At 35.7% G+C, this 21,644-nt stretch carries 16 protein-coding genes and 1 pseudogene; 10 read left to right on the plus strand and 7 right to left on the minus strand.

The genetic code is table 11. The features are described 5' to 3' along the window. Positions 1–8 precede the first annotated feature (8 nt). The 5 genes from ABWU31_RS01665 to ABWU31_RS01685 all read left to right on the plus strand — a co-directional run bounded on the left by ABWU31_RS01665 (position 9) and on the right by ABWU31_RS01685 (position 7,675). A complete protein-coding gene (locus ABWU31_RS01665; RefSeq protein ID WP_353271288.1) occupies positions 9–1,409 on the plus strand; it encodes a hypothetical protein in 1,401 nt (466 codons plus the stop codon). Between the two features lie 94 nt (positions 1,410–1,503). Next, positions 1,504–1,878, plus strand: coding sequence for a hypothetical protein (locus tag ABWU31_RS01670; protein WP_006279398.1), 375 nt, complete (start codon positions 1,504–1,506; stop codon positions 1,876–1,878). A 44-nt stretch (positions 1,879–1,922) separates the two neighbouring features. Continuing rightward, the gene (locus tag ABWU31_RS01675; protein ID WP_077188410.1) at positions 1,923–4,277 is read left to right on the plus strand and encodes a type VI secretion protein; all 2,355 of its coding nucleotides are present in this window, start codon (positions 1,923–1,925) and stop codon (positions 4,275–4,277) included. Then, the gene (locus ABWU31_RS01680; protein ID WP_353271289.1) at positions 4,258–7,068 is read left to right on the plus strand and encodes a hypothetical protein; all 2,811 of its coding nucleotides are present in this window, start codon (positions 4,258–4,260) and stop codon (positions 7,066–7,068) included. The genes ABWU31_RS01675 and ABWU31_RS01680 overlap by 20 nt, the downstream gene beginning before the upstream one ends. A gap of 121 nt (positions 7,069–7,189) precedes the next feature. Continuing rightward, positions 7,190–7,675 carry a hypothetical protein gene (locus ABWU31_RS01685; protein WP_236514438.1) on the plus strand — a complete coding sequence of 162 codons (486 nt, stop codon included), beginning with the start codon at positions 7,190–7,192 and terminating at the stop codon, positions 7,673–7,675. Here the strand turns inward: ABWU31_RS01685 and ABWU31_RS01690 are convergent. Further along, positions 7,672–8,013 (minus strand): SH3 domain-containing protein, encoded by a 342-nt coding sequence (locus tag ABWU31_RS01690; RefSeq protein WP_010082091.1) that lies wholly within the window; start codon positions 8,011–8,013, stop codon positions 7,672–7,674. The genes ABWU31_RS01685 and ABWU31_RS01690 overlap by 4 nt on opposite strands. A 220-nt stretch (positions 8,014–8,233) precedes the next feature. On the opposite strand from ABWU31_RS01690, the gene ABWU31_RS01695 reads away from it, so the two are divergent. Continuing rightward, complete coding sequence (locus tag ABWU31_RS01695; protein ID WP_006280214.1) at positions 8,234–9,598, plus strand: pyruvate dehydrogenase complex dihydrolipoamide acetyltransferase; 1,365 nt, start codon at positions 8,234–8,236, stop codon at positions 9,596–9,598. A 156-nt stretch (positions 9,599–9,754) separates the two neighbouring features. Next, a protein-coding gene (locus tag ABWU31_RS01700; protein WP_353271062.1) for an IS5-like element ISWpi1 family transposase occupies positions 9,755–10,587 on the plus strand; the annotation gives its coding sequence in 2 pieces (ribosomal slippage) (positions 9,755–10,124 and positions 10,124–10,587; 834 coding nt in all). A gap of 23 nt (positions 10,588–10,610) precedes the next feature. Here the strand turns inward: ABWU31_RS01700 and ABWU31_RS01705 are convergent. The 4 genes and pseudogenes from ABWU31_RS01705 to ABWU31_RS01720 form a co-directional block, all read right to left on the minus strand. After that, a pseudogene (locus ABWU31_RS01705) lies at positions 10,611–11,993 on the minus strand (IS66-like element ISWen3 family transposase). A gap of 146 nt (positions 11,994–12,139) precedes the next feature. Next, positions 12,140–13,114 carry a Holliday junction branch migration DNA helicase RuvB gene (ruvB, locus tag ABWU31_RS01710; RefSeq protein WP_077188597.1) on the minus strand — a complete coding sequence of 325 codons (975 nt, stop codon included), beginning with the start codon at positions 13,112–13,114 and terminating at the stop codon, positions 12,140–12,142. Continuing rightward, the gene (gene ruvA / locus ABWU31_RS01715) at positions 13,111–13,683 is read right to left on the minus strand and encodes a Holliday junction branch migration protein RuvA (RefSeq protein ID WP_077188598.1); all 573 of its coding nucleotides are present in this window, start codon (positions 13,681–13,683) and stop codon (positions 13,111–13,113) included. The genes ruvB and ruvA overlap by 4 nt, the downstream gene beginning before the upstream one ends. A gap of 862 nt (positions 13,684–14,545) precedes the next feature. Further along, positions 14,546–14,875: an SWIM zinc finger domain-containing protein gene (locus tag ABWU31_RS01720; protein ID WP_077188599.1), complete on the minus strand. Its 330-nt coding sequence runs from the start codon at positions 14,873–14,875 to the stop codon at positions 14,546–14,548. Positions 14,876–15,172: 297 nt separating this feature from the next. On the opposite strand from ABWU31_RS01720, the gene ABWU31_RS01725 reads away from it, so the two are divergent. The 3 genes from ABWU31_RS01725 (at position 15,173) to ABWU31_RS01735 (ending at position 17,318) form a co-directional block, all read left to right on the plus strand. Beyond that, positions 15,173–16,005, plus strand: a protein-coding gene (locus tag ABWU31_RS01725; protein WP_353271062.1) for an IS5-like element ISWpi1 family transposase whose coding sequence is annotated in 2 segments (ribosomal slippage) — positions 15,173–15,542 and positions 15,542–16,005 — 834 coding nt in all. Because the reading frame shifts where the segments join, the coding sequence is not laid out codon by codon here. Further along, positions 16,002–16,283: a hypothetical protein gene (locus tag ABWU31_RS01730; RefSeq protein ID WP_353271290.1), complete on the plus strand. Its 282-nt coding sequence runs from the start codon at positions 16,002–16,004 to the stop codon at positions 16,281–16,283. The genes ABWU31_RS01725 and ABWU31_RS01730 overlap by 4 nt, the downstream gene beginning before the upstream one ends. Positions 16,284–16,485: 202 nt before the next feature. Continuing rightward, a protein-coding gene (locus ABWU31_RS01735; protein ID WP_353271062.1) for an IS5-like element ISWpi1 family transposase occupies positions 16,486–17,318 on the plus strand; the annotation gives its coding sequence in 2 pieces (ribosomal slippage) (positions 16,486–16,855 and positions 16,855–17,318; 834 coding nt in all). A 147-nt stretch (positions 17,319–17,465) separates the two neighbouring features. Here ABWU31_RS01735 and ABWU31_RS01740 read toward each other — a convergent pair. Then, on the minus strand, positions 17,466–17,672 hold the full coding sequence (locus ABWU31_RS01740; protein WP_077188452.1) for a hypothetical protein: 207 nt from the start codon (positions 17,670–17,672) through the stop codon (positions 17,466–17,468). A 376-nt stretch (positions 17,673–18,048) separates the two neighbouring features. Then, on the minus strand, positions 18,049–21,423 hold the full coding sequence (carB, locus tag ABWU31_RS01745) for a carbamoyl-phosphate synthase large subunit (RefSeq protein ID WP_236514310.1): 3,375 nt from the start codon (positions 21,421–21,423) through the stop codon (positions 18,049–18,051). Between the last annotated feature and the right edge of the window lie 221 nt (positions 21,424–21,644).

Consider the following 21,644-nt stretch of genomic DNA (forward strand, 5'->3'; position numbering starts at 1 on the left):
GGAATGTTATGCACAGTCCCTTTAAAAAACCTAAGAGTAAGGAAGGAGATATTAACCAACAATTGAGCAACACTATATACAAAAAGGTAACAGCAGAAAATTATCAAGAAAATCAAGATGAGACTTCCAAAGAATGCAAAAGGTTGTTCAAGCAGGGAGCTAGTCCTAAAACATTGGCTGAATTGGAAAAAATACTGAGAGAACGACAAAATGAGCAGGCTATTGCAAAACACTTAGAGTCATCCAAGCAAGGAACTAGTCCTGAAGCATTAGCTGAGTTAGAAAAATCAGTGGGGAAAAAAAGAGAACATTATAATAATTATATCCAACACTTTCTTCCAGCGTTGAAAGCAGAAATAACAGAGTCAAAAAAACTAGACTCAAAAAAAAAGGCAGCAATAGTACAAACAATTTTGGATATTACTAACAGGAGCAGCAGTGTAAGCTCAATACCAAATGCTGTTGAAGAAAATATTGAAGATCAAATGCAGCTAAAACATATTGAAGAGCAAAACAACACACAAGAAACACCCTTGAATGTAGCTGAGAAAAAAAGTGGTGATAATAAAATACTTAGTAATTCAGATGTTACAGAGGAAGTGTTTGAAAAATATAGCAAGGTTGTGAAAGAAATAGAGGAGAAGCAAACTTCTAAACTCAGTAGTGGCAATGACTCAGATAGTGGAATAGACTCACCTGGACTGAGTGAAAAAAACTCGATATCACCAATAAATAGTAGAAAAAACAGTTTAACATCAATAGCAAGCACTTCATCTGAGGAAAGTTTAAACTCAACATTGAGCTCTGTTGAAGGAGATAATGGCTTACAACCAGAGGATGAAGGAGAGACAAAATTAGCACACCTAACTAAAACAAGGTCCAAAGGGCCAAGTGGACGAAGATCTCCTTCTAAATATAATAAAAAGATTGAAGATCAAGTTGAGAAAGAGTCACCACAGGTGTCATCCCAGTGCGTGACACTGGGATCCAGAGAAAAAGAAAGTATGGATACAAATAGTCAAACTACTCAGATGACAGGCAGCCAGGCAAAAGATTCAATGCAACCCGAAGAAAAAAGGGACAGAAAAAACGCCATTACAATCGTGCAGAAATTTCCTTTGAATAAGAAAAAGGGTGAAGATACTCCACTTGAAAAACAACCCAATAACAGAAATCTTCACGTTGCATTTGTAGCAGGTTGTGCTCTCTCCACAATAGGGTGCATTGTTGCAGGAGCAATGACATCAGGATTGATAGGAGCAGGACTACTTGCTATGGTTGCAGTGCTTGCTATAGCAGCAGTAGCTGAATTGCATTCAAACTTCCTATCAAGTAAATTAACATCCATTAATGTGAGTCCTCTTGTTGATGATAAGAGCTTACAGCATGTTCGCAGCGGTAAAAATTAAATATGTGTTACTTGTAGTGGATAAGTGAATTCAGTTCTTGCCTATTGATATAAAAGTTGTTATATTTGAGGAATGTTTAAAAGGTGTTTAGTTGATGCGCATTCAATTGAATAAAGTTTTGGTTTTTATAGCCTTATTAAGTTTCATTTTTGCATCATATTCTAGCGAAGCAAGTTCGGCGAGCGATGAATTAAAGGGTATACAAGAAACGGTAAAAAATTTTATTTCTTCATTTTCAGTTAAAGATACTGTAGAAAATATGAGTCCTTCAACAATCATAGGGTTGTGTATAGCTGCAGTGATACTTGCAGTAGTGTTCAGAGGTCTAATCTTTTTTATGATAATGTTTGGTGTACTGGTCCTGGTGTTCGGTAGTACAGAAAAGGCAACAGACTACTTAAAAGAAAAATTTAACTTTGCAAAAGATATAAAATTACAATCCGATAGCGAAAAAAAAGATAAAAATTAAGATAGTATTTTTATCTTTTTTAATTATCTTTATTGAATACGCATATGCAGTTAAAAGTACCAACAGTTAACTCTAAGCTTAAAAAAAAGAACAACTTAGCATTACTAGAAAGCATTGATTTAGATTTTGTTCCTTATGCTTGTCATTACGATGAAGAAACCATACTAACAAAACAGGGAGAATTGTTAAAAATAATCAAGTTAGAAGATTATTCTTCTGTTGATAACTACAGCGACCTCAGAACTGAAATTAGAAAAAGCATATCAAAAAATATTAATAGCCTGTATTTTACCGTTTGGATTCATACCGTTAGAAAGCGCAATAAACTGAGCTTGAAATGGAATAAAACTGAAGACTTCTCTGACAACCTACATTCAACGTGGTTTAATAAACTAACTGATAGTAAATTACAGTATATAAATGAACTATACATTGTAATATTGTTTAGCGATTTTGGCAAGCATACTAATAATTCGTTTTTTTTCAATAGAATAAAGAATAAGCATAAGTTGTCTTTACAAGAAAGCCATCAGGAGTTGCAAAAGATAACTGACGTAATTCAAAATGATTTAGGACCTTTTGGAGCTAAAAAACTGAGTCTAAGGTTTAGTGAAGGTAAAATATATTCTGAAATGATAGAATTTCTCCACTATATTGTTACATTAACGCACAAAGATTATCCAATACATGAAAGGGACCTGTCGCAATATATTAGAAATTTTAAAATAGCTTTTGGTTTCAATACGTTTCAAACAATATTTGAAAATCAACAGAAATTTGGCTCTATTTTCAGCATAAAAGAATACCGGGAAATCTCTTTAGGTAATATAGATAGATGCTTGCAGCTTGAATCTGAATTTATCATTACAGAAATAATGATATTTACTAGTAATAACAAAGCAATAAAAGAATTTAAAAAACAAATCAACATGCTGCAAATTAGTGAGGATAATACCTTACTTAAAAGCTCAGGAATTGAAGAAATAATAGAGCTTGAAAAGACCTCTAGTATAGACTTCTGCCAACAGAAAATTATTTTTACAATATTTGCAGATGATAGGAATAAGTTAGCTGAAAGTATTAGTGATTTATCTTCTATAATGTCATTAGTTGGCTTCATGATGTTTAGAACTGATTTACATATGGAAAGTCATTTTTGGGCACAACTTCCAGGCAATTTTGCTTTTATTACGCAACCGAAAAATATCTTAACAAAATACGCTTGCAGCTTTGCTATGCTGCACGATTTTACGTCAGGTACATTAAAAGGAAGAAGGTGGAAAGAAGCGGTAATGATTTTTTTCTCAAAAAAAGGAAATCCTTACTTCTTTAATTTTCATGGAAAAAGAAATAATGGCCATACTACGATACTCGGAGCTCCAAATTCAGGCAGAACTTCACTCATTAATTTTCTATTATCAGAATCAAGAAAGTTTAACCCAAGAATTGTCATATTGGATAACACTGGAAAATCAATAATTTTTACTAAAGCAGTGAGTGGTAAATATTACATAATCGATCCAAAATATAAGGACAAAAGCCTAAAATTTAATCCACTAAACATTGAAGATAGTGCTTCCAATCGCAATATGTTGGTTGAACTGATCAGAAGAATGGTAGCCGATACGAGCTTGGTGGACGTAGAAGAAAAGATAAGAAAAATTGTGGATTCTATATTTGCTATACCCAAGGAATCACGTTCTATTTCACAAATTTCTGAGGTGCTCTTGCTCCTTGGGGGTAAGATAAGTAGATGGTGTGACGATGGTGACTTTGCTTACTTATTTCAAGATGGTAATGAATCAGATATTGACTGGGAAACAAAAATTATATCTCTCAACACCGCAAACCTTACAAAACAAAAGGAATGTATGTCCGTGATACTTTACTATTTTTTATATTCTTTTGAGGCAAAATGTGATGGCTCGCCTGCAATACTTGTTTTGGATGAAGCATGGGAGATAAGTAATATTTTTCCTACAGAGAAAGAGTTTGATAACTGGATGCAAAGAATGACGGAACTAAATGTTGTAGTAATCCTAAGTACTGAAAATTTAAATCTCGCATTTGCTAGCAAATTTACTCAATATTTAGATAAACATGTTGATACAAGAATCTTGATGCCGAACGTCAATGCAAATAGATTATACATGAAAGCATTTTCTTTATCAAAAGAGGAGCTGAATATAATTCTGCAGACGCCAACGCAGGAAGGTTTGTTTTTGATAAAACAGTATAAAGGATTAGTAACTTTAAATTTAGATTTAAAGAATATGCAAGAAATACATGTACTTTCAGCTAACAAAGAGACGATAAAGTATATGTACGAGGCAATAAAGGAAAAAGGAGAAGAAGTTAATGAGTGGTTACCGGTATTTTATGAGAAGTGTAAGGCTTAATTTCTTATTGATATTTTTTTTGATACTTGGTCTTTCGTATCAAGGATATGCTGATTGTCCAACATTTGTAGAAAGTAATACTTGGTTGGAAGCAATAGTTGGTGGAGATTGGGTAAAGGAAATTAAGGTGCAAGCAATAAAAGATCAAGGAGTTGATGGTTACTTTAATCCCAAAATTAGAGTATGTGCTTATGATGGACAAAGTTATTGTTATGACTTACAAAGTGGGGAATCCTGCCGCCAGATATATGGAACGCAAGGTACAGGAGCTGGAGTTTCTGCTGCAGCTTTTATTGATTGGGAAGGGGATAAAACAAAAGCTGGAGGAGAAATTGCTCGGGGTCTTAAATGGGAATGGGCAGACGGTGTTACTGATGAGGAAAAAAGAAGATTCGCTAACTCTCCTAAAATATGTGCTTGCAGTCAAAAAGGGGCTTGTACGTCAGGAATTTCTTCATGGGGTTCTAGAGTATTTTCGGGTGAGAATATTTTTCGTCCTGGGGAGATGGAAAAAGTCTGTGATACCTGCTACCAAACGGCAGTAAAATGTGCTCCCCTGCCACTTGCACCTAGTCCCCCTCCATTTTGCGAGCAACTTGCAATTTCACCTCCACAAGTTAGAATTGTTCCTATAACAGATAAAGACAATGATTACTTTAATCCTAAGGTTAAGGTAATCATTGGTGATCTGAAAGGAAGAGACGGAGAGATTGGAGAAAAATTAGATTTCCCTAAAGGGTATGGAGAAAATAAAGCTGAGTGGCGCTCTATTTTAGACAAAGATGGCATCACGTACTACTTCAAAACCTATAGAAAAAAGGGCCAGCTCTGTGCTGAATACCTTGGAACTCAAAGTATAAATGAACAAAATCCACAGTTCGTCCGCTGTTTTCCTGCACCACCTGCTCCAGAACCTGAGATAGTGGAGATAGTAAATAAAAATACATTGAAAGTAGAAATGAAGATGAGTGAGAGCACTTGTGCTAAAGCACATGGAACCTATAGTAATGGTTCCTGTACTTTTAATGTTAATACTGACCTCAACCATCCTATAAACATTGGCCCCCTATCTTTAAAAGTAGTAAAACCAGCAATAGTAGCAAAAACAACTGATAGTAATATTGATAATATTATAGAAGGTATATTAGAAAGTAATCCGCAACAATTTAAAGTTCTGAAAGAATATGGCTATGTTCCTGATGTGCAAATTAAATGTTCTAAAGGCGGAAGTTTTTATAGTTTTAATGATTTTGAGAAAAAGTTAAAAGACAAATCTATTCAATGTGAATTTAATAACTCTGGGCAGCCGGAAATAGAAGTAAAGTATAAAGGAAATTCTAACAGTAAAATGCTTTGTCTTTCTGGATGGCAGCCAGAACCAGAGGAGTTTGTTCTTAAAAGAGAAAATAAAATAATACCACTAAAATTAATGGGAACAAGATATACTAAATACAATGCTGTTTACTCCAAGGAATCAAATCAGTTCTATTATCTTCCAAGCAAGGAAATAGTTTACCCTTTGAAAGAAACTCAAGAGAGGTTGGATAAAATAATATTTAATAAGCAAGAGTATGTTTTCTTCCCTGATGAAAATGAGCAGAAGAAGGGAGAATGCAGTTACTGTGTAAAAAGAAATGATGAGATAGACGATACATTTAAATCTAGTAAAGGACTGAAAGTAGTATACAAATTGACGGATGTAGAGCATAGAGAAAAATGTAATCAAGGTGATGATGGTTGTATCTGCTTTACTGGAACATGCAGCCGTTCAACACGATATGTAGACAAAGAAAACACTCAACCTTTTTATACAAAGATTTCACAAAATACAAATGGCGTTGTCACACAACAAGAAGCACCAATTAAAGCAAACAGAACGGAGGTCTTTTACGCTGATAAATTGTGTAGGTTCGATTTAGAAGGTCTCAAAAAGAAATTAAAAGAAAAATTAAAAGAGATAATCAAGGAACATCTGAAAAATAAGAAACCAGATCTTGAAAAAAATAATGAAAAATCCTATGATCATAAAAATAAAGATGTTTATACAGATGACTTATCAATAAAATTTGATCGTATTAAAATAGAAGCGTGGGGAAGTGGTGAAGCAGGTCATATACAAGGTAGTGGCTGTGACAATCAAAAATGCCATTCTACTGAAAGCAGAGTAGGGATGCCAGGAGATTATATTAAAGCTAAACTGAAAATCGATCCTAATTATCCTATAATTAAGGTGCAAGTCACAGAGGGAGGGGGTAACCAGGAAAGTAACCTCTCAGATAAGGACGGGGGACCTGTTTTCATAGAAATGTGCAATTCGCAGAAGCAACATTGCCAGCAACTGATTACTGTTGCAGGTGGAGGTGAGTATAGAACATACGGTGGTAAGGGTTATGAGGAAACAGTAATTCATAAGCAAGATTTAAAGCTAGAGGAGAAAATTGTAAAGGCAGATAAACTGAAGTCTACACAAGACAATCAAATAGCATATATAGAAAATGGTGAAATCAAGTATGAAACAGTAGAGTGTGGAAGTGGTTTGAGAAGCAGTAGATCTGGTGCAGGTGGCTGCATTAATAAAAGCAAAGGAATTTATGGTAAAGGCTCTCCAGGGTATGTGAAGATTAGACCTATTATAAAGGAATTTGACGAAGAAGAAATAAATGCTGCTATTAAAAAAGTAATAGAGGATCTATACGATCTTGAAACTATGACTGATTTTTGGGTAGGGGATCTTAACGTGAATATAAGTGGGATAATTAAAGAGGAACTCAAAAAAGAATTGTTAAGGTAAAAAGATATAACTCTGAAAATTATGCTCTCGTTTTAATAATTAATTAAAGTAAAGCATGTAGTAAATGGTGTAATTGCTGTATCTTAACAAAAAGGTATAACGAATGTAAGGAGGGTACTTTATGTCTCTAAAGAATAAAATTTCTGAGCTAATAGAACAACAATTTAGCATTAAATACCATGACAATTATTTGGCTTACGCTATACATAAGTGGGCTGCAAGCGAAATATCTAATTCTATTGCTTTTTGCATAATTGGTTGTGGAAATTGCAAGATTGGATATCAAGATGCTGCAAATTCGTTCAACATAACAAAAGAAGAAATTGAACAAGGCAATATTGCAAGCATAGAAAGTAAAATAAAAAATGAAGCTGAAAAATCAGGTAGCGAGTTTTCTGAGTTGATTTCTAGAGTGGATCAATCGCTAAAAGAGCAGAGTGAAAAGTCTATTGTACAAATTTTAGATTCATCCGCTGAGGAGATGTTAAGGAGTTTCTGTGATAACCCTGTACAGTCTCCAGAGCCTCAAGAACCCTCTGCTTCATCTGAAGAGCATGCTACAGAAGGCCCAGAAACTAGTGTTAATTCAGATCTTTTGTCAACCTAATCAACCCCATATATATGTTTTTTTTGTACCCATGCTTTGCGTTTTGGGGTGGAAAGAAAGCACCATTCTTCGTTGCATTTTTCTATCTTCATCACAACAAACTTGTCTATTTTCATAGTAATCTTGCTGTCTACACTCTGTTTTTGATATCCATAAGTATCTTCTTTTACAATCGCGTAGCGCTTATCACTAAGAAGATTGCCTTTTATCCATCCGCAGTCTTCATCTATATCGCAGACCTTTTTCCAACTCTCAAACTCTTCTATCACTTTCAGGGGCAGATTTTTGCAAGTGTATATCCATTTTACAGGATAGTGAAACCCTGGCCCCGTTCTCATGTTGATCTTATTTGATTTGGTTGAAACAAAGTTGTTAGCAAACAAGCTATGGCTAAATAATAAAAACAATAGGATAATAGTACTGAACCAAGATCCCAGTGTCACGCACTGGGATAACGTGAGGGATAGTGTAACAGACTTATTCATCATAATTCACGATTAGGTTGACATAAGATAAAGAGTAAATTAAAAATTGAATAGATCTTTAAATGCGAAATCAATGCCTATAGAAATATTAATGCCTGCTCTTTCACCGACAATGAGCAAAACTGGAGGAAAAATTGTAAAGTGGCATAAAAAAGAACAAGACAAAGTTGAAGTAGGCGACGTAATTGCTGAGATAGAGACTGATAAAGCCATAATGGAGTTTGAATCTATAGATGAAGGAGTTTTAGCAAAAATTTTAGTAACAGAAGGAACAAGTGGCGTGCCTGTAAATCAACCAATAGCTTTAATGCTGGAAGAAGGAGAAGATGAAAGTGCACTTAACAACTATACTTCAACTTCCATCAATAGTGCAGTTAAAAAGGAAGTGACAAAAAGTGCTGTTGATAATCAAAAATCAGAACACCAAGATTTAAACGGAAAGCCAATAAGTCATTCTTCGGTGTCATTCCAGCGCGTGACGCTGGAATCCAACCCCTCAATGTCATCCCAGTGCTTGACGCTGGGATCTAGAAAAGAAGAATGGATCCCAGTGTCAGCTACTCAGATGACAGAGGGTTATGCAGAAGGTAGAACAAAAATAAGCCCATTAGCTAAGAAAATAGCTCAAAATGAAGGGGTTAATGTGCAGCAATTAAAAGGTACAGGACCATATGGTCGCATAATTAAGGCTGATGTGTTGGAGTTTTTAGGCAGTGGTATACATACTGAAAGTCCTGAGAAAGATACCATAGTTGAAGTAAGCAACATGCGCCAAGTGATAGCACAGCGCCTGACTGAATCAAAACAGAATGTTCCACATTTTTATTTAACTGTAGATTGCCAGGTTGATAAGTTAATATCGTTAAAAAACGAGATTAACTCAGCAGATGAAAACAATAAAGTAACAATTAATGATCTAATCATAAAAGCTGCAGCTTTCAGCATGAAAAAATTTCCTGATATAAATTCTTCGTGGATAGATAATAAAATACTGAGATATTCAAATATAGATATTTCAATCGCTGTGGCACTTGAAGATGGGCTAATTACTCCTATAGTAAAAAATGCTGATAAAAAGGGTATTTTATCTATATCAAAAGAAGTGAAAGATTTAGTAAGCAGAGCAAGATCTGGAAAATTGAAACCTGAAGAGTTTCAAGGAGGAGGGTTTACTATCTCCAACTTAGGGATGTTTGGTATAAAAGCCTTCAGTGCTATAATCAATCCGCCGCAATCTTGCATTATGGCAGTTGGTGCATCTAAAAAACAACCAATTGTTATGAATGAGAAAATAGAAATAGCAGAAATAATGACAGTAACGCTCTCTGTTGACCATAGAGCAGTTGATGGGGCACTCGGAGCAAAGTTTTTAAATGCCTTTAAGCATTATATAGAGAATCCTCTGGTGATGCTTATTGAAACTGCGGTAATCTATTAGCATTGTTATTACAAAATTAATACCTCTAAGTTTATACTTTTATTAGTTAATAGGTTTAGAGGTAAAAAAATGGTATCCGTTCAGGAGAGTGGTATAAGAGGTTGTCCGGAAACAAGTAAAAGGCTATAATATCTGAAATTTTAGTACGGGGTAAAGATGAGAAAAAAGTATCCAACAGATCTAAGCGAAAGGGAATGGGCAAGAATAGAAAAACACTTCAGAGTATCATACAAGAAAGGAGGAAGGCCGCCAAAGTATAGCAAAAGAGAAATATTAGAAGCAATTTTCTATGTATTGCGTACAGGGTGTCAATGGCGGTATTTACCAAATGATTTTCCGCTATGGAAGACTGTGTATGAGCAGTTCAGGCAATGGAAGAAGCAGGGAATTTTTGAGAAAATGAATTATGAAATTACAAAATATAGTAGAAGAAAAATAGGAAGGAATGAGCAGCCGAGTGCCTGTATAGTAGATAGTCAATCTGTAAAGACTACAGAAAAGGGGGGATCAAAGGCTATGATGGAAGTAAAAAAGTAAAGGGTAGAAAAAGGCATATAATTACAGACACTCAGGGTTTTATACTAGGTTGTTACGTAGGCGCTGCTAACGAAAATGATAGAGATGGTATTAAAATAGCATTAAACAATATGAGAACAAAATATACTAAAGTTAAAAAAATGTGGGCTGACATGGGATACCAAGGAAGAAATTCAAAGAATCACATAAAGGAAGAATATGACATAGATATTGAAATTGTTACAAGGCCTCCATGTAGATTTTGGGTGCACAAAGATACGCCACCTGAGCTACTACCAACAAGAGAACAAGGGTTTAAAGTACAGCCAAGAAGATGGGTTGTAGAAAGGACTTTTGCTTGGGTTAATAGGAATAGAAGGCTATCGAAGGAGTATGATTTACTCACAACATCCACTGAGAATTTCATATACCTAGCTATGAGTAGGGTTATGTTAAAGAGGGAATATGCTTGAATTTACTAGTTTCCGGACAACCTCTAAGAAACAATAGATAGGAGATTTTGGAAAGGATTGAGACCCCTTTGTTTCCAAGTTAAGTATAATGAAATTATCCGCTCAAGGAATGTATTTCCCCGCTTTGATTGTGTAAAATATGAGTTTTTGCGATAAACGACATAATGCCGAATTTGCCGTTCAGCGTGGTTATTTGTCAGCGGAATATTTTCTGGGTCATCTAAAAATTTCCACATCATTCTTTCAGATCTCAGAACATTTTTTGCAACTCGAGAGGCTCCAATTGCTTCAGGTAAACGAGATATCTCCTTCAAGTAATACTTTGTACGTTTTCTTAATTTTCTGGCACGTCTGACAAACCTCAAAACATCTATCTCACTTTTTAGTAAAGCTTTTTTTAGTGCAAATAATTCAGTGGCCACGTTTCTCAAGTAACAACCCAGAACTTTAACTTCAATATTCCAACTATGTGCTAATCTTTCAAAATCTCTTGATAAATGTGCCCAACAGATTTGCCTGTTTTTATCGGCAAAATAATTCTATGCTGCATACCTGTCAGTTATTACCAAGCTATTGCGATTGCAGAATTTACTATTTTGTAAAACTTTCATTCCTCTTGACTCTGTAAATTTTACAAAACTTGCCGTATTGCTTGCAAACATCCAACACCAAGCGAGTTTACCTTTGTTATAATGGCTCGTTTCATCAATATGTAGAACTTTACTCCTACTTATCTCTTGTTCGATCTGCTCATACATTTTTTTGCATTTTGAAGCAACTCTATGTTCACTATTTGATATGCTACCGACGCTTATGTTCAAATTGAAGATATCATTTACGACACTCGCTATTTCGCGTTTTGAATTTTTGTAGAATCCGCTGAACGCTGCAATTATTGACTTAACCCTTGGACCAAATGTATCTGGCGTAACACCTTCCGGTAACTTGCTACTTCTTCTCTTTCCGCATCTCCGACAACGGCCATGTTCTAACTGATATTCCACTACATAAGGCTTGATTTCTGGAAGATCAACTTTCTGATGAATATATGGTTTTTCACATATTGCAATTTCTCCTCCGCATTCGCAAGTATTAGGCAACTCTATCTTTACTACTTTATCTGCATCCATGTTGGCGCGAAAACTTCCTTTATGACCAACCTGACCGCCAATATTCCTTTCGCTTTTCGGCTTATTCTTTTTTATTTTATACAACTCTTTGGAACTTGGTATTGATGAATTTTTTGAGCTTAAACCGAGTCTTTCTCTTAACTCAGCATTTTCTATCTTTAAAGCCTTATTTTCTGCTTTTAAACTTTCATTCTCTTTTTCCAATCTTTCTATTTTTGCTTCTAACCTTTCTATTTTTTGCTGTAAATTTTTGCAAAGTTCTAAAAGGTTTACCATATTATTTCACTTTTGCTCTATGATTATCTTTTTAGATCACCTTGTCTACCTTATTCTGCCACTCCGCTGAACGGATACAAAATGCCAGTATATGATATTATGCCAATCAATATATAATTGAATTATGGTAGAAAAGCTCTCTAATATTAAAGGCTCAAATACTCCTTTGCTTGGTCAGTTAAAACGCGTCCTCTTGGTGTGCGCTTTACAAAACTAATTTTGATTAAATAAGGTTCTACTGTTTCTTCAATATTGCCAACATCCTCAGATAGTGCAATAGATATAGTGTCAATTCCAACAGGTCCTGAGGTGTTGAATAAAAATCTTAGATAATTCATATCAAGTTTATTGAGTCCCATTTTATCTACACCCAATTTTAGTAATACAGAATCAGCGACTTCATAAGTGATTTTTTTATCATCTTTCACTTCAACAAAATCCCTTATTCTTCTGAGTAACCTCAAAGCAATTCTTGGAGTGCCGCGCGCACGGCAGGCAATTTCCCGTGCTGCATCCTCTTCAATTTCAGCAGAAAGAACTCTTGCGCCTCTTTTTATAATATTAACCAGCTCCTCAAAGGAATAAAACTCAAGATGCAAAGGAATGCCAAAACGATCTCTGAGTGGCGCAGAAAGTAATCCAAGCCGTGTTGTTGCTCCAATTAGCGTAAATGGTGGTAGATCTATCCTTAAAGTGCGAGTAGATGGGCCTTCACCTACTAATATGTCCAGGCAGAAATCTTCCATAGCAGTATATAAAACTTCTTCAATGCTGCGATTTAATCTATGGATTTCGTCGATAAATAGGACATCTTTTGCATTTAAAGTGGTAAGCACTGCGGCCAAGTCTCCAGCTTTACTAAGTAAAGGACCAGAAGTTGCGCGAAAGCTAACTCTTAATTCTTTAGAAACAATTTGTGCTAAAGTTGTTTTGCCAAGCCCTGGAGGACCGTACAATAAGACGTGATCTAAAGCTTCAGTTCTCGTCTGTGCAGCGTTTATAAACACTTTTAAATTTTGTATTAAGTCTTTTTGTCCGACAAAATCATCAAGTTGTTCAGGTCTGATGTTGATATTGCGCGCATCTTCAGTATATTCTTTACCGCACGATATTGATTTCATAATGTTGAGAGCTCCTTAAGCGCCATGCGAATAATATCCTTAGTGTCCAGATTTGGCCTGTATTTTTTTATCGTATCATAAGCTTTCATTTTTTCATACCCAAGATTGATCAATGCTGAAAGGGCATCTTCATTGATTGGATGAAAATTATTGTTATTTATTTCTAGTTTACTCACTTTGCCACTCAATTCAGTGATGATTCGATTTATGAGTTTCAGGCCAAGTCCACTCATCTTGAGTGTTACTTTATCCTCATTCATAATTGCCAAAAATAGCTGTTCTGGAGTTAATTTGCCCAAAATTGACATTGCAGTTTTATAGCTAACGCCGCTTACTTTGACAAGCAACCTCAAGCACTGCTGTTCTTCTTCGCTTATAAAACCATATAGCTGAGCGACATTTTCTCTGTTATTTGCATAGGTTTCGATAAGTAATTTAACTCTACTTCCGATGGAACATGCATTTAAAGTTTTGGCAGAAAGGTGCACTATATAGCCAACATCATTCACGTTCAGGATTATGTGATCACTGCGCACTTCATCAACTATTCCGCTTAGATTTCCTATCATTTTTAGCACTGTATAGGGTTCAGTTTAAATACTCCTGGATCTTAGGTCAAGCAAACGAACATTATAACAGGGAAACTTGGCTAAAAAACCACTTGACAAACTCCGCCAGCCCCCTTATCATAAACACTGAAGCTATTTATTTATCTTCTCTGTACAGATTAAATGACAAAAAAACTCACGTATCTGGCGTATCATGTTTAATTTTTTGCACTATGTGCACCTTATGTCTTATAAAATTTCTACCTACATAAGCTGAAACGCGCTTATAAAGCGTTTAAAACATAAAAAAACGCCAACTTAAAAAATGGATAGTGAATAACTAGCTACCCTAGGGTTTCTTTTGCCTTTTTTTCTGTTTAGTAAATTTCTTAACGTTTATAATTTAGATTAGTTGCGGTTTAAAAGTAGCTGAATCGCGGTTATTAAGTGTTTAGAATAAAAAAACGCCATACTTGAAAGTATAATGTAAGTAATTAGCCAATCATGGGGCTTTTTTTGCCTTTTTTTTCGTTTGGTAAATTTCTTAATGTTTATAGCTAAACGACAACCGTCATCCCGCTGCTTGTTAGCGGGATCTATGCTAAGAGATACCGCGGATGAATCGCGCGGTATGACGGTTCGTGGTGGCATCTCGTCATCCCGCTACGTGTTAGCGGCTAAGAGATACCGCGGCGGTATGACGTCTTAGCCATAGATTACCTGATCTCACCATCTTTCCGGTTGTTTTATACATAATTCTCGGATTTTGAAAGTTCACTTTGAATAAATTGCTCATATTCTTTATCCTCTAGTTCTTCAAAAATCTCAGGATAATGTTTACTGGAACGAGTAATTATTGAAATTAGCTCTTGCTTTGTTTTTCTTAGTAAAACCTTTCAAAGAGAGTCTGTTCATCTGGGCGCGTAGACGATCGATACTCCTTTCTATCAAGTGCAACCAAAGCAAAACCTGTTGCAGCCATATGCTTACATGGATCATAATACACAAATGCAGGACAGGAACATGTTCCACTCAAAAGAGGACCATCGTGCTTTAGTGTTACTCGATATACATTTGATCCAACTACCTTTGATTTAGCTTGAGATTCATTAACAGATATAATCTGTACCTTTCTTTTGTCAAAATAATCCCTTCCTCTGGAGCGGTAGGGTTCTTTGATAAGACCTGTGATATCTTTATAATACAGTCTCATTTTTACCTCCTTTAAAACCCTCAATTTTCTAATATATCCTTTCTTCCATAAAAATTTATTAACTCACCACGACTTTTATATGGCCCTGCGGACAATTTTATAGTGCTATAGCTAACTCAAGAAAGGTTTCCCTACGTCATACCGCGATTCATTCCATAACTGTATGAACATTCATTTTTGAAGGTAAATTGCACAGCAAATGGTGTCATTCCAGTCTGTAATCCAGAAATTTTGCTTAGAGGTTGTCCGGAAACAAGTAAAAGGCTATAATATCTGAAATTTTAGTACGGGGTAAAGATGAGAAAAAAGTATCCAACAGATCTAAGCGAAAGGGAATGGGCAAGAATAGAAAAACACTTCAGAGTATCATACAAGAAAGGAGGAAGGCCGCCAAAGTATAGCAAAAGAGAAATATTAGAAGCAATTTTCTATGTATTGCGTACAGGGTGTCAATGGCGGTATTTACCAAATGATTTTCCGCTATGGAAGACTGTGTATGAGCAGTTCAGGCAATGGAAGAAGCAGGGAATTTTTGAGAAAATGAATTATGAAATTACAAAATATAGTAGAAGAAAAATAGGAAGGAATGAGCAGCCGAGTGCCTGTATAGTAGATAGTCAATCTGTAAAGACTACAGAAAAGGGGGGATCAAAGGCTATGATGGAAGTAAAAAAGTAAAGGGTAGAAAAAGGCATATAATTACAGACACTCAGGGTTTTATACTAGGTTGTTACGTAGGCGCTGCTAACGAAAATGATAGAGATGGTATTAAAATAGCATTAAACAATATGAGAACAAAATATACTAAAGTTAAAAAAATGTGGGCTGACATGGGATACCAAGGAAGAAATTCAAAGAATCACATAAAGGAAGAATATGACATAGATATTGAAATTGTTACAAGGCCTCCATGTAGATTTTGGGTGCACAAAGATACGCCACCTGAGCTACTACCAACAAGAGAACAAGGGTTTAAAGTACAGCCAAGAAGATGGGTTGTAGAAAGGACTTTTGCTTGGGTTAATAGGAATAGAAGGCTATCGAAGGAGTATGATTTACTCACAACATCCACTGAGAATTTCATATACCTAGCTATGAGTAGGGTTATGTTAAAGAGGGAATATGCTTGAATTTACTAGTTTCCGGACAACCTCTTACTCCTTTAACAGTTAGTAATGGTAATATTGATTGCTTGAAACAAAAATTATCTCGTAGAAACCAACTTGTAGAAATAGCAAAAATACAAAAAACCCAAATCCAACAGGTAACTGATACATCTATAATCAAACAAATAGAGGAACTTCTTGCAATTTTACGTAATCAAATTAAAACTTTAGAAGATGAAATGATTACATTTATCGATCAAAACCAAGAGCTTAAAAGAAAATATATATCAATAACTATATAGTAGCGGGATGACGGTTTTTCAAATTGTCGGTAAATCTAAGTCAGTTTAGCTATAGGCAGCAATTTTCTGTATTTATTTTAAATTGAAGAAAGCTCAAATGAAAGATCGTGTTTTGCTAAAAATCACAGAATGCAGTCTGGTTAGAGGTTGTCCGGAAACAAGTAAAAGGCTATAATATCTGAAATTTTAGTACGGGGTAAAGATGAGAAAAAAGTATCCAACAGATCTAAGCGAAAGGGAATGGGCAAGAATAGAAAAACACTTCAGAGTATCATACAAGAAAGGAGGAAGGCCGCCAAAGTATAGCAAAAGAGAAATATTAGAAGCAATTTTCTATGTATTGCGTACAGGGTGTCAATGGCGGTATTTACCAAATGATTTTCCGCTATGGAAGACTGTGTATGAGCAGTTCAGGCAATGGAAGAAGCAGGGAATTTTTGAGAAAATGAATTATGAAATTACAAAATATAGTAGAAGAAAAATAGGAAGGAATGAGCAGCCGAGTGCCTGTATAGTAGATAGTCAATCTGTAAAGACTACAGAAAAGGGGGGATCAAAGGCTATGATGGAAGTAAAAAAGTAAAGGGTAGAAAAAGGCATATAATTACAGACACTCAGGGTTTTATACTAGGTTGTTACGTAGGCGCTGCTAACGAAAATGATAGAGATGGTATTAAAATAGCATTAAACAATATGAGAACAAAATATACTAAAGTTAAAAAAATGTGGGCTGACATGGGATACCAAGGAAGAAATTCAAAGAATCACATAAAGGAAGAATATGACATAGATATTGAAATTGTTACAAGGCCTCCATGTAGATTTTGGGTGCACAAAGATACGCCACCTGAGCTACTACCAACAAGAGAACAAGGGTTTAAAGTACAGCCAAGAAGATGGGTTGTAGAAAGGACTTTTGCTTGGGTTAATAGGAATAGAAGGCTATCGAAGGAGTATGATTTACTCACAACATCCACTGAGAATTTCATATACCTAGCTATGAGTAGGGTTATGTTAAAGAGGGAATATGCTTGAATTTACTAGTTTCCGGACAACCTCTAACACGCATATCTGTATTATTAATATAACGTGAGATGATACTGCAGTCTGTTTTATCAGTTTTTGTAGTAATACCAAGGCTTTTAGCATAGTCTCTCCCACCTTGGTTGAATGACGTACACCTCATAAAGTATAGGCACATAATTTTTCGTATCCACCAGTTGCCTCAAGACCAATTTTGGTTACATTATGCAAACGTAAAAAGTCCAGCATTTCATCAATGGATTGTACATTGTTTTCAAATATTTTATAATGCTCAAGTGGGTGAATGTGGAGATCTAATTTACTTTTGCTAACATCAATGCCAGCAATAATGTTTGATGAATTCATAATTCCTCCGTAATAATAACATATACTGCATTTTCCAGCCTTATATACGAGCCTAAAAGCTCAATCAGTTGTTCGGAACTTTCAGTATAATAAACCAGAGAAGAGAACCTTGCTGAACAACGATTCTTATAATCAAGGGGCGTGACGGTTCCTCTTCTCTGTGTGTCTTTAATATCACTACTTTGATATTTATAAAGACTTGTTCTTAACATATAAGGGAAGTGTCCTCTAGGTAAGATTGTGGAGTATTCGTTGTAGCATTTGGCTGTTCAATTACGCTAGTTGATTCTTTAGGTATACTATTTGCTTCAAAATTTCCATCTTTTTATTATGTTCTCTTTAGCATTTTGAGAGTGAATTATTCTAGTTTTGATATTTAACCGTTTTGTATCTGCTGTAATGATTTCACTTCCAATTTGCTATTCTTTACATATTGAATTGCAAGCACTAACGCTTTACTCCCAGAAGCTGTGGTACTGTAAGCTATATTTTGCAAAATAGCAGTTCTCCTGATATCTTTGCTATCTGAAACTGATTTCACACCTTTTGAGGTATTGATCACTAGATTTATTTTTCCATCTTTGAGCATATCAACTATGTGGGGTCTGCCTTCTCTCACTTTATTTACAGTTTGTGCAGCAATGCCATTATTATTCAGATAAGAAGCTGTACCTTTGGTTGCATATATTTCAAAACTCAGTTCTTTCAACATTCGTACAACAGGCAATATATACTCTTTATCATCATCTTTTACTGAAACCAGAGCTGTTCCTTCTGTTGGTAACTTGTATCCTGCAGCCATGTGCGTTTTTGCAAGTGCAGCTTCAAATGATGAGTCAATTCCCATCACTTCTCCTGTTGATTTCATTTCAGGACCAAGTAGAGTATCAATTCCCGAAAAACGCGTGAATGGAAAAACAGCAGCTTTAACTGCAAAATGATTGAAAGGCTTGTTTTCCTGATTCAATTTTTTACCCAAAATAACCTGAGTGGCAAGCTTTGCAATAGGAATATTGATTACCTTGGAAATAAAAGGAACTGTGCGACTAGCCCTTAAATTCACTTCAAGTATGTATACATCACTAGACCTCTTGCATAACTCGATTTCTGAAGGCAATTTTGTCGTCAAAGCTTGTCTGCGCTCCTCAAATACATTCGAGTATTCTGTGGTGCTCATCTGCACTTTTCCTAAAGATTTCTCATCACAAACAGGTTCTGCAAGAGGTCTATTCTCTTGAACAGCAAACTGAATGTTTATCAGACCTTTCACTTTTAATGCTAATGCTATTCTCTCAGTTTGGAGCTCGATCTCTTTTATTACTTCGTCACTCAATGTATTTGTCGGTATTGAGCATGTTGAATCGCCAGAATGAATACCAGCTTCTTCAATGTGCTCCATGACCGCTGCAATGAAAACTTTTTCCCCATCACATACAGCATCAACGTCAACCTCAACTGCATTGACTAAAAATTTATCAAGAAGCAGCGAACCATGCTCAAAGATTTTAGTTTGATCTAAGACGTACTCTTTAAAGCTCTGAGTATCGTGTCTAATCGACATGGATTGACCACCGAGGACATATGATGGCCTGACTACTAGTGGAAACCCCACCTTTTCTGCATTTGTTAACGCTTCTTCTACTGAATGGCAGATAGAACTTTCAGGTTGTTTTAAATTAAGTTGCAAAGCAAGATTTTTAAACCTCATGCGATCTTCTGCAAGGTCAATAGAATCAAACGAAGTTCCCAGAATTTTGAAACCTCTCTCGTTAAGCACTTTGGCTAACTTTAAAGGTGTTTGACCACCTATTTGAACTATTACACCAACCAGTGTGCCATTTTCTTGCTCTTTGCTTAGTATTTCAAGCACATCCTCTGCAATCAGTGGGGCAAAATATAAACGATCAGCGGTATCGTAGTCAGTTGAAACAGTTTCTGGATTACAGTTGATCATTATTGTTTCATACCCCATTTCTTTGGCGGCAGAAGCTGCATGTACGCATGCATAATCAAATTCAATACCTTGACCAATGCGGTTTGGACCACTTCCTAAAATGACAACCTTTTTTCGGTCAGAAATGTCCGCTTCGCATTCTGTCCTATTTGTAATGTTTCCCTCATAACAGCCATACATATAAGCAGTGCTCGATTCAAATTCAGCTGCACAGGTGTCTACACGCTTATAAACTTGTTTGATGCCAAATTTTTTTCTTGTTTCTTCGATTTGCTCTACTTTCTTATTGCTTAATTTCGCCAATCTTGCATCTGAAAATCCCATTTTTTTCAGCTCTAACATTTCATATGCAGTTCCAGGGAGGCCGTTTTCCTTGATTTTTTGTTCAGCCAAGATGATTTGCTGTATATTCTGCAAAAACCATAAGTCATAACCTGTAATTGAATTTATTTCTTCTATGCTAATTCCGTGGCGCATTGCGTCAGCAGCAATCAGTAATCTGTTTGGTAGCAATTTTGCTAATTGAGATTTTACGTGATCAATATCAATGTTCTCAGGAAACACTTCATCAAGTCCTGTAAGATCAGTTTCAAGTGAACGAAAAGCTTTCTGCAGTGACTCATTAAAAGTGCGGCCTATAGACATTACTTCTCCCACTGATTTCATGGAGGTTGATAGTTCACAATTCGTTCCTTTAAATTTCTCAAACTCAAATCGAGGAATTTTAGTGACGATATAATCAATCACTGGTTCGAATGCTGCTGGTATTATTGGAGCACAGTCGTTACGTATTTCGTCGAGCGAATAGCCAATAGCAAGTTTAGTTACAACTTTTGCAATAGGATAGCCTGTTGCTTTCGAAGCAAGTGCAGAAGAGCGAGAAACCCTTGGATTCATCTCAATCACAACGAGGCTTCCATCTTCTTTAGGATTCACTGCAAATTGAACATTTGCACCACCGGCACTAACATCAATTTCTCTCAGCACTGCTATAGATGCATTTCTCATTTGTTGATATTCAGCATCACGCAGAGTCAAAGCAGGAGCAACCGTAATACTATCTCCGGTGTGCACTCCCATCGGATCAACATTTTCTATCGAACAGACTATTATGCAGTTATCTTTACAATCGCGGATAACTTCCATTTCATACTCTTTCCAGCCGATAATTGATTCATCTATCTGAACTTCATTTATTGGCGAAATTTTGAGAGCACTTTCTGCGATATTGAAAAACTCCTCTTTATTATATGCTATGCCACTACCTGCACCACCAAGAGTGAATGATGAACGAATGATTGCTGGTAATCCAACGTAATCCAAAGCCTTTTTTATTTGTTCTTGATTTTTTATAATGATACTTTTGGGGTATTTCAGTCCTATTTTATCCATGGATTGGCGGAATAACTCTCTATCCTCTGCTTTTTTTATTGCTTCTCTATTTACCCCTATTAATTCTACGTTGTATTTGTCTAACACTCCATCATCTGCAAGTTTTATTGCACAATTGAGCGCTGTTTGCCCGCCCATTGTTGGCAATATTGCGTCTGGCCTCTCCTTAATTATAATTTTCTCTATGATTTCAGGCAGTACCGGCTCAATATACGTCGCATCAGAAAACTCAGGATCTGTCATTATAGTTGCGGGGTTGGAGTTAACCAAAATGACTTTATAACCTTCGCTTTTTAATACTTTACAGCTTTGCGTTCCGGAATAATCAAACTCGCATGCCTGACCTATAACTATTGGGCCTGCTCCTATTACTAATATAGATTCTATATCTGTGCGTTTCGGCATAATTACAATAACGGTCTCTATTCAAGTAATGTTACCAATCTTTCCTGTATATGTGAATTTTTATTAAACCTATTAGCTAATTATAGCTCTTTTTACAATAATCCGAACAGACCGTAATATGCTACTGGCCTGCTATAGCCATAAACACATATCTTATCGCATTCGGACTATTATAAGAAAGGCTATACTTTTAGGCTTGACGCATAACTGTACGAACATTG

Source organism: Wolbachia endosymbiont (group A) of Alloplasta piceator (genome assembly GCF_964028505.1).
GTDB classification, from domain to species: domain Bacteria; phylum Pseudomonadota; class Alphaproteobacteria; order Rickettsiales; family Anaplasmataceae; genus Wolbachia; species Wolbachia pipientis.

What these genes read in the sequence shown, in the direction of transcription:
- ruvA (WP_077188598.1), bottom strand. Translation starts at nt 13,683, where the DNA reads ATGATAGGAAATCTAAGCGGAATAGTTGATGAAGTGCGCAGTGATCAC.
- ABWU31_RS01665 (WP_353271288.1), top strand. Translation starts at nt 9, where the DNA reads ATGCACAGTCCCTTTAAAAAACCTAAGAGTAAGGAAGGAGATATTAAC.
- ABWU31_RS01720 (WP_077188599.1), bottom strand. Translation starts at nt 14,875, where the DNA reads ATGAGACTGTATTATAAAGATATCACAGGTCTTATCAAAGAACCCTAC.
- ABWU31_RS01685 (WP_236514438.1), top strand. Translation starts at nt 7,190, where the DNA reads ATGTCTCTAAAGAATAAAATTTCTGAGCTAATAGAACAACAATTTAGC.
- ABWU31_RS01695 (WP_006280214.1), top strand. Translation starts at nt 8,234, where the DNA reads ATGCCTATAGAAATATTAATGCCTGCTCTTTCACCGACAATGAGCAAA.
- ABWU31_RS01740 (WP_077188452.1), bottom strand. Translation starts at nt 17,672, where the DNA reads ATGAATTCATCAAACATTATTGCTGGCATTGATGTTAGCAAAAGTAAA.
- ABWU31_RS01670 (WP_006279398.1), top strand. Translation starts at nt 1,504, where the DNA reads ATGCGCATTCAATTGAATAAAGTTTTGGTTTTTATAGCCTTATTAAGT.
- carB (WP_236514310.1), bottom strand. Translation starts at nt 21,423, where the DNA reads ATGCCGAAACGCACAGATATAGAATCTATATTAGTAATAGGAGCAGGC.
- ABWU31_RS01690 (WP_010082091.1), bottom strand. Translation starts at nt 8,013, where the DNA reads ATGAGAACGGGGCCAGGGTTTCACTATCCTGTAAAATGGATATACACT.
- ruvB (WP_077188597.1), bottom strand. Translation starts at nt 13,114, where the DNA reads ATGAAATCAATATCGTGCGGTAAAGAATATACTGAAGATGCGCGCAAT.
- ABWU31_RS01680 (WP_353271289.1), top strand. Translation starts at nt 4,258, where the DNA reads ATGAGAAGTGTAAGGCTTAATTTCTTATTGATATTTTTTTTGATACTT.
- ABWU31_RS01675 (WP_077188410.1), top strand. Translation starts at nt 1,923, where the DNA reads ATGCAGTTAAAAGTACCAACAGTTAACTCTAAGCTTAAAAAAAAGAAC.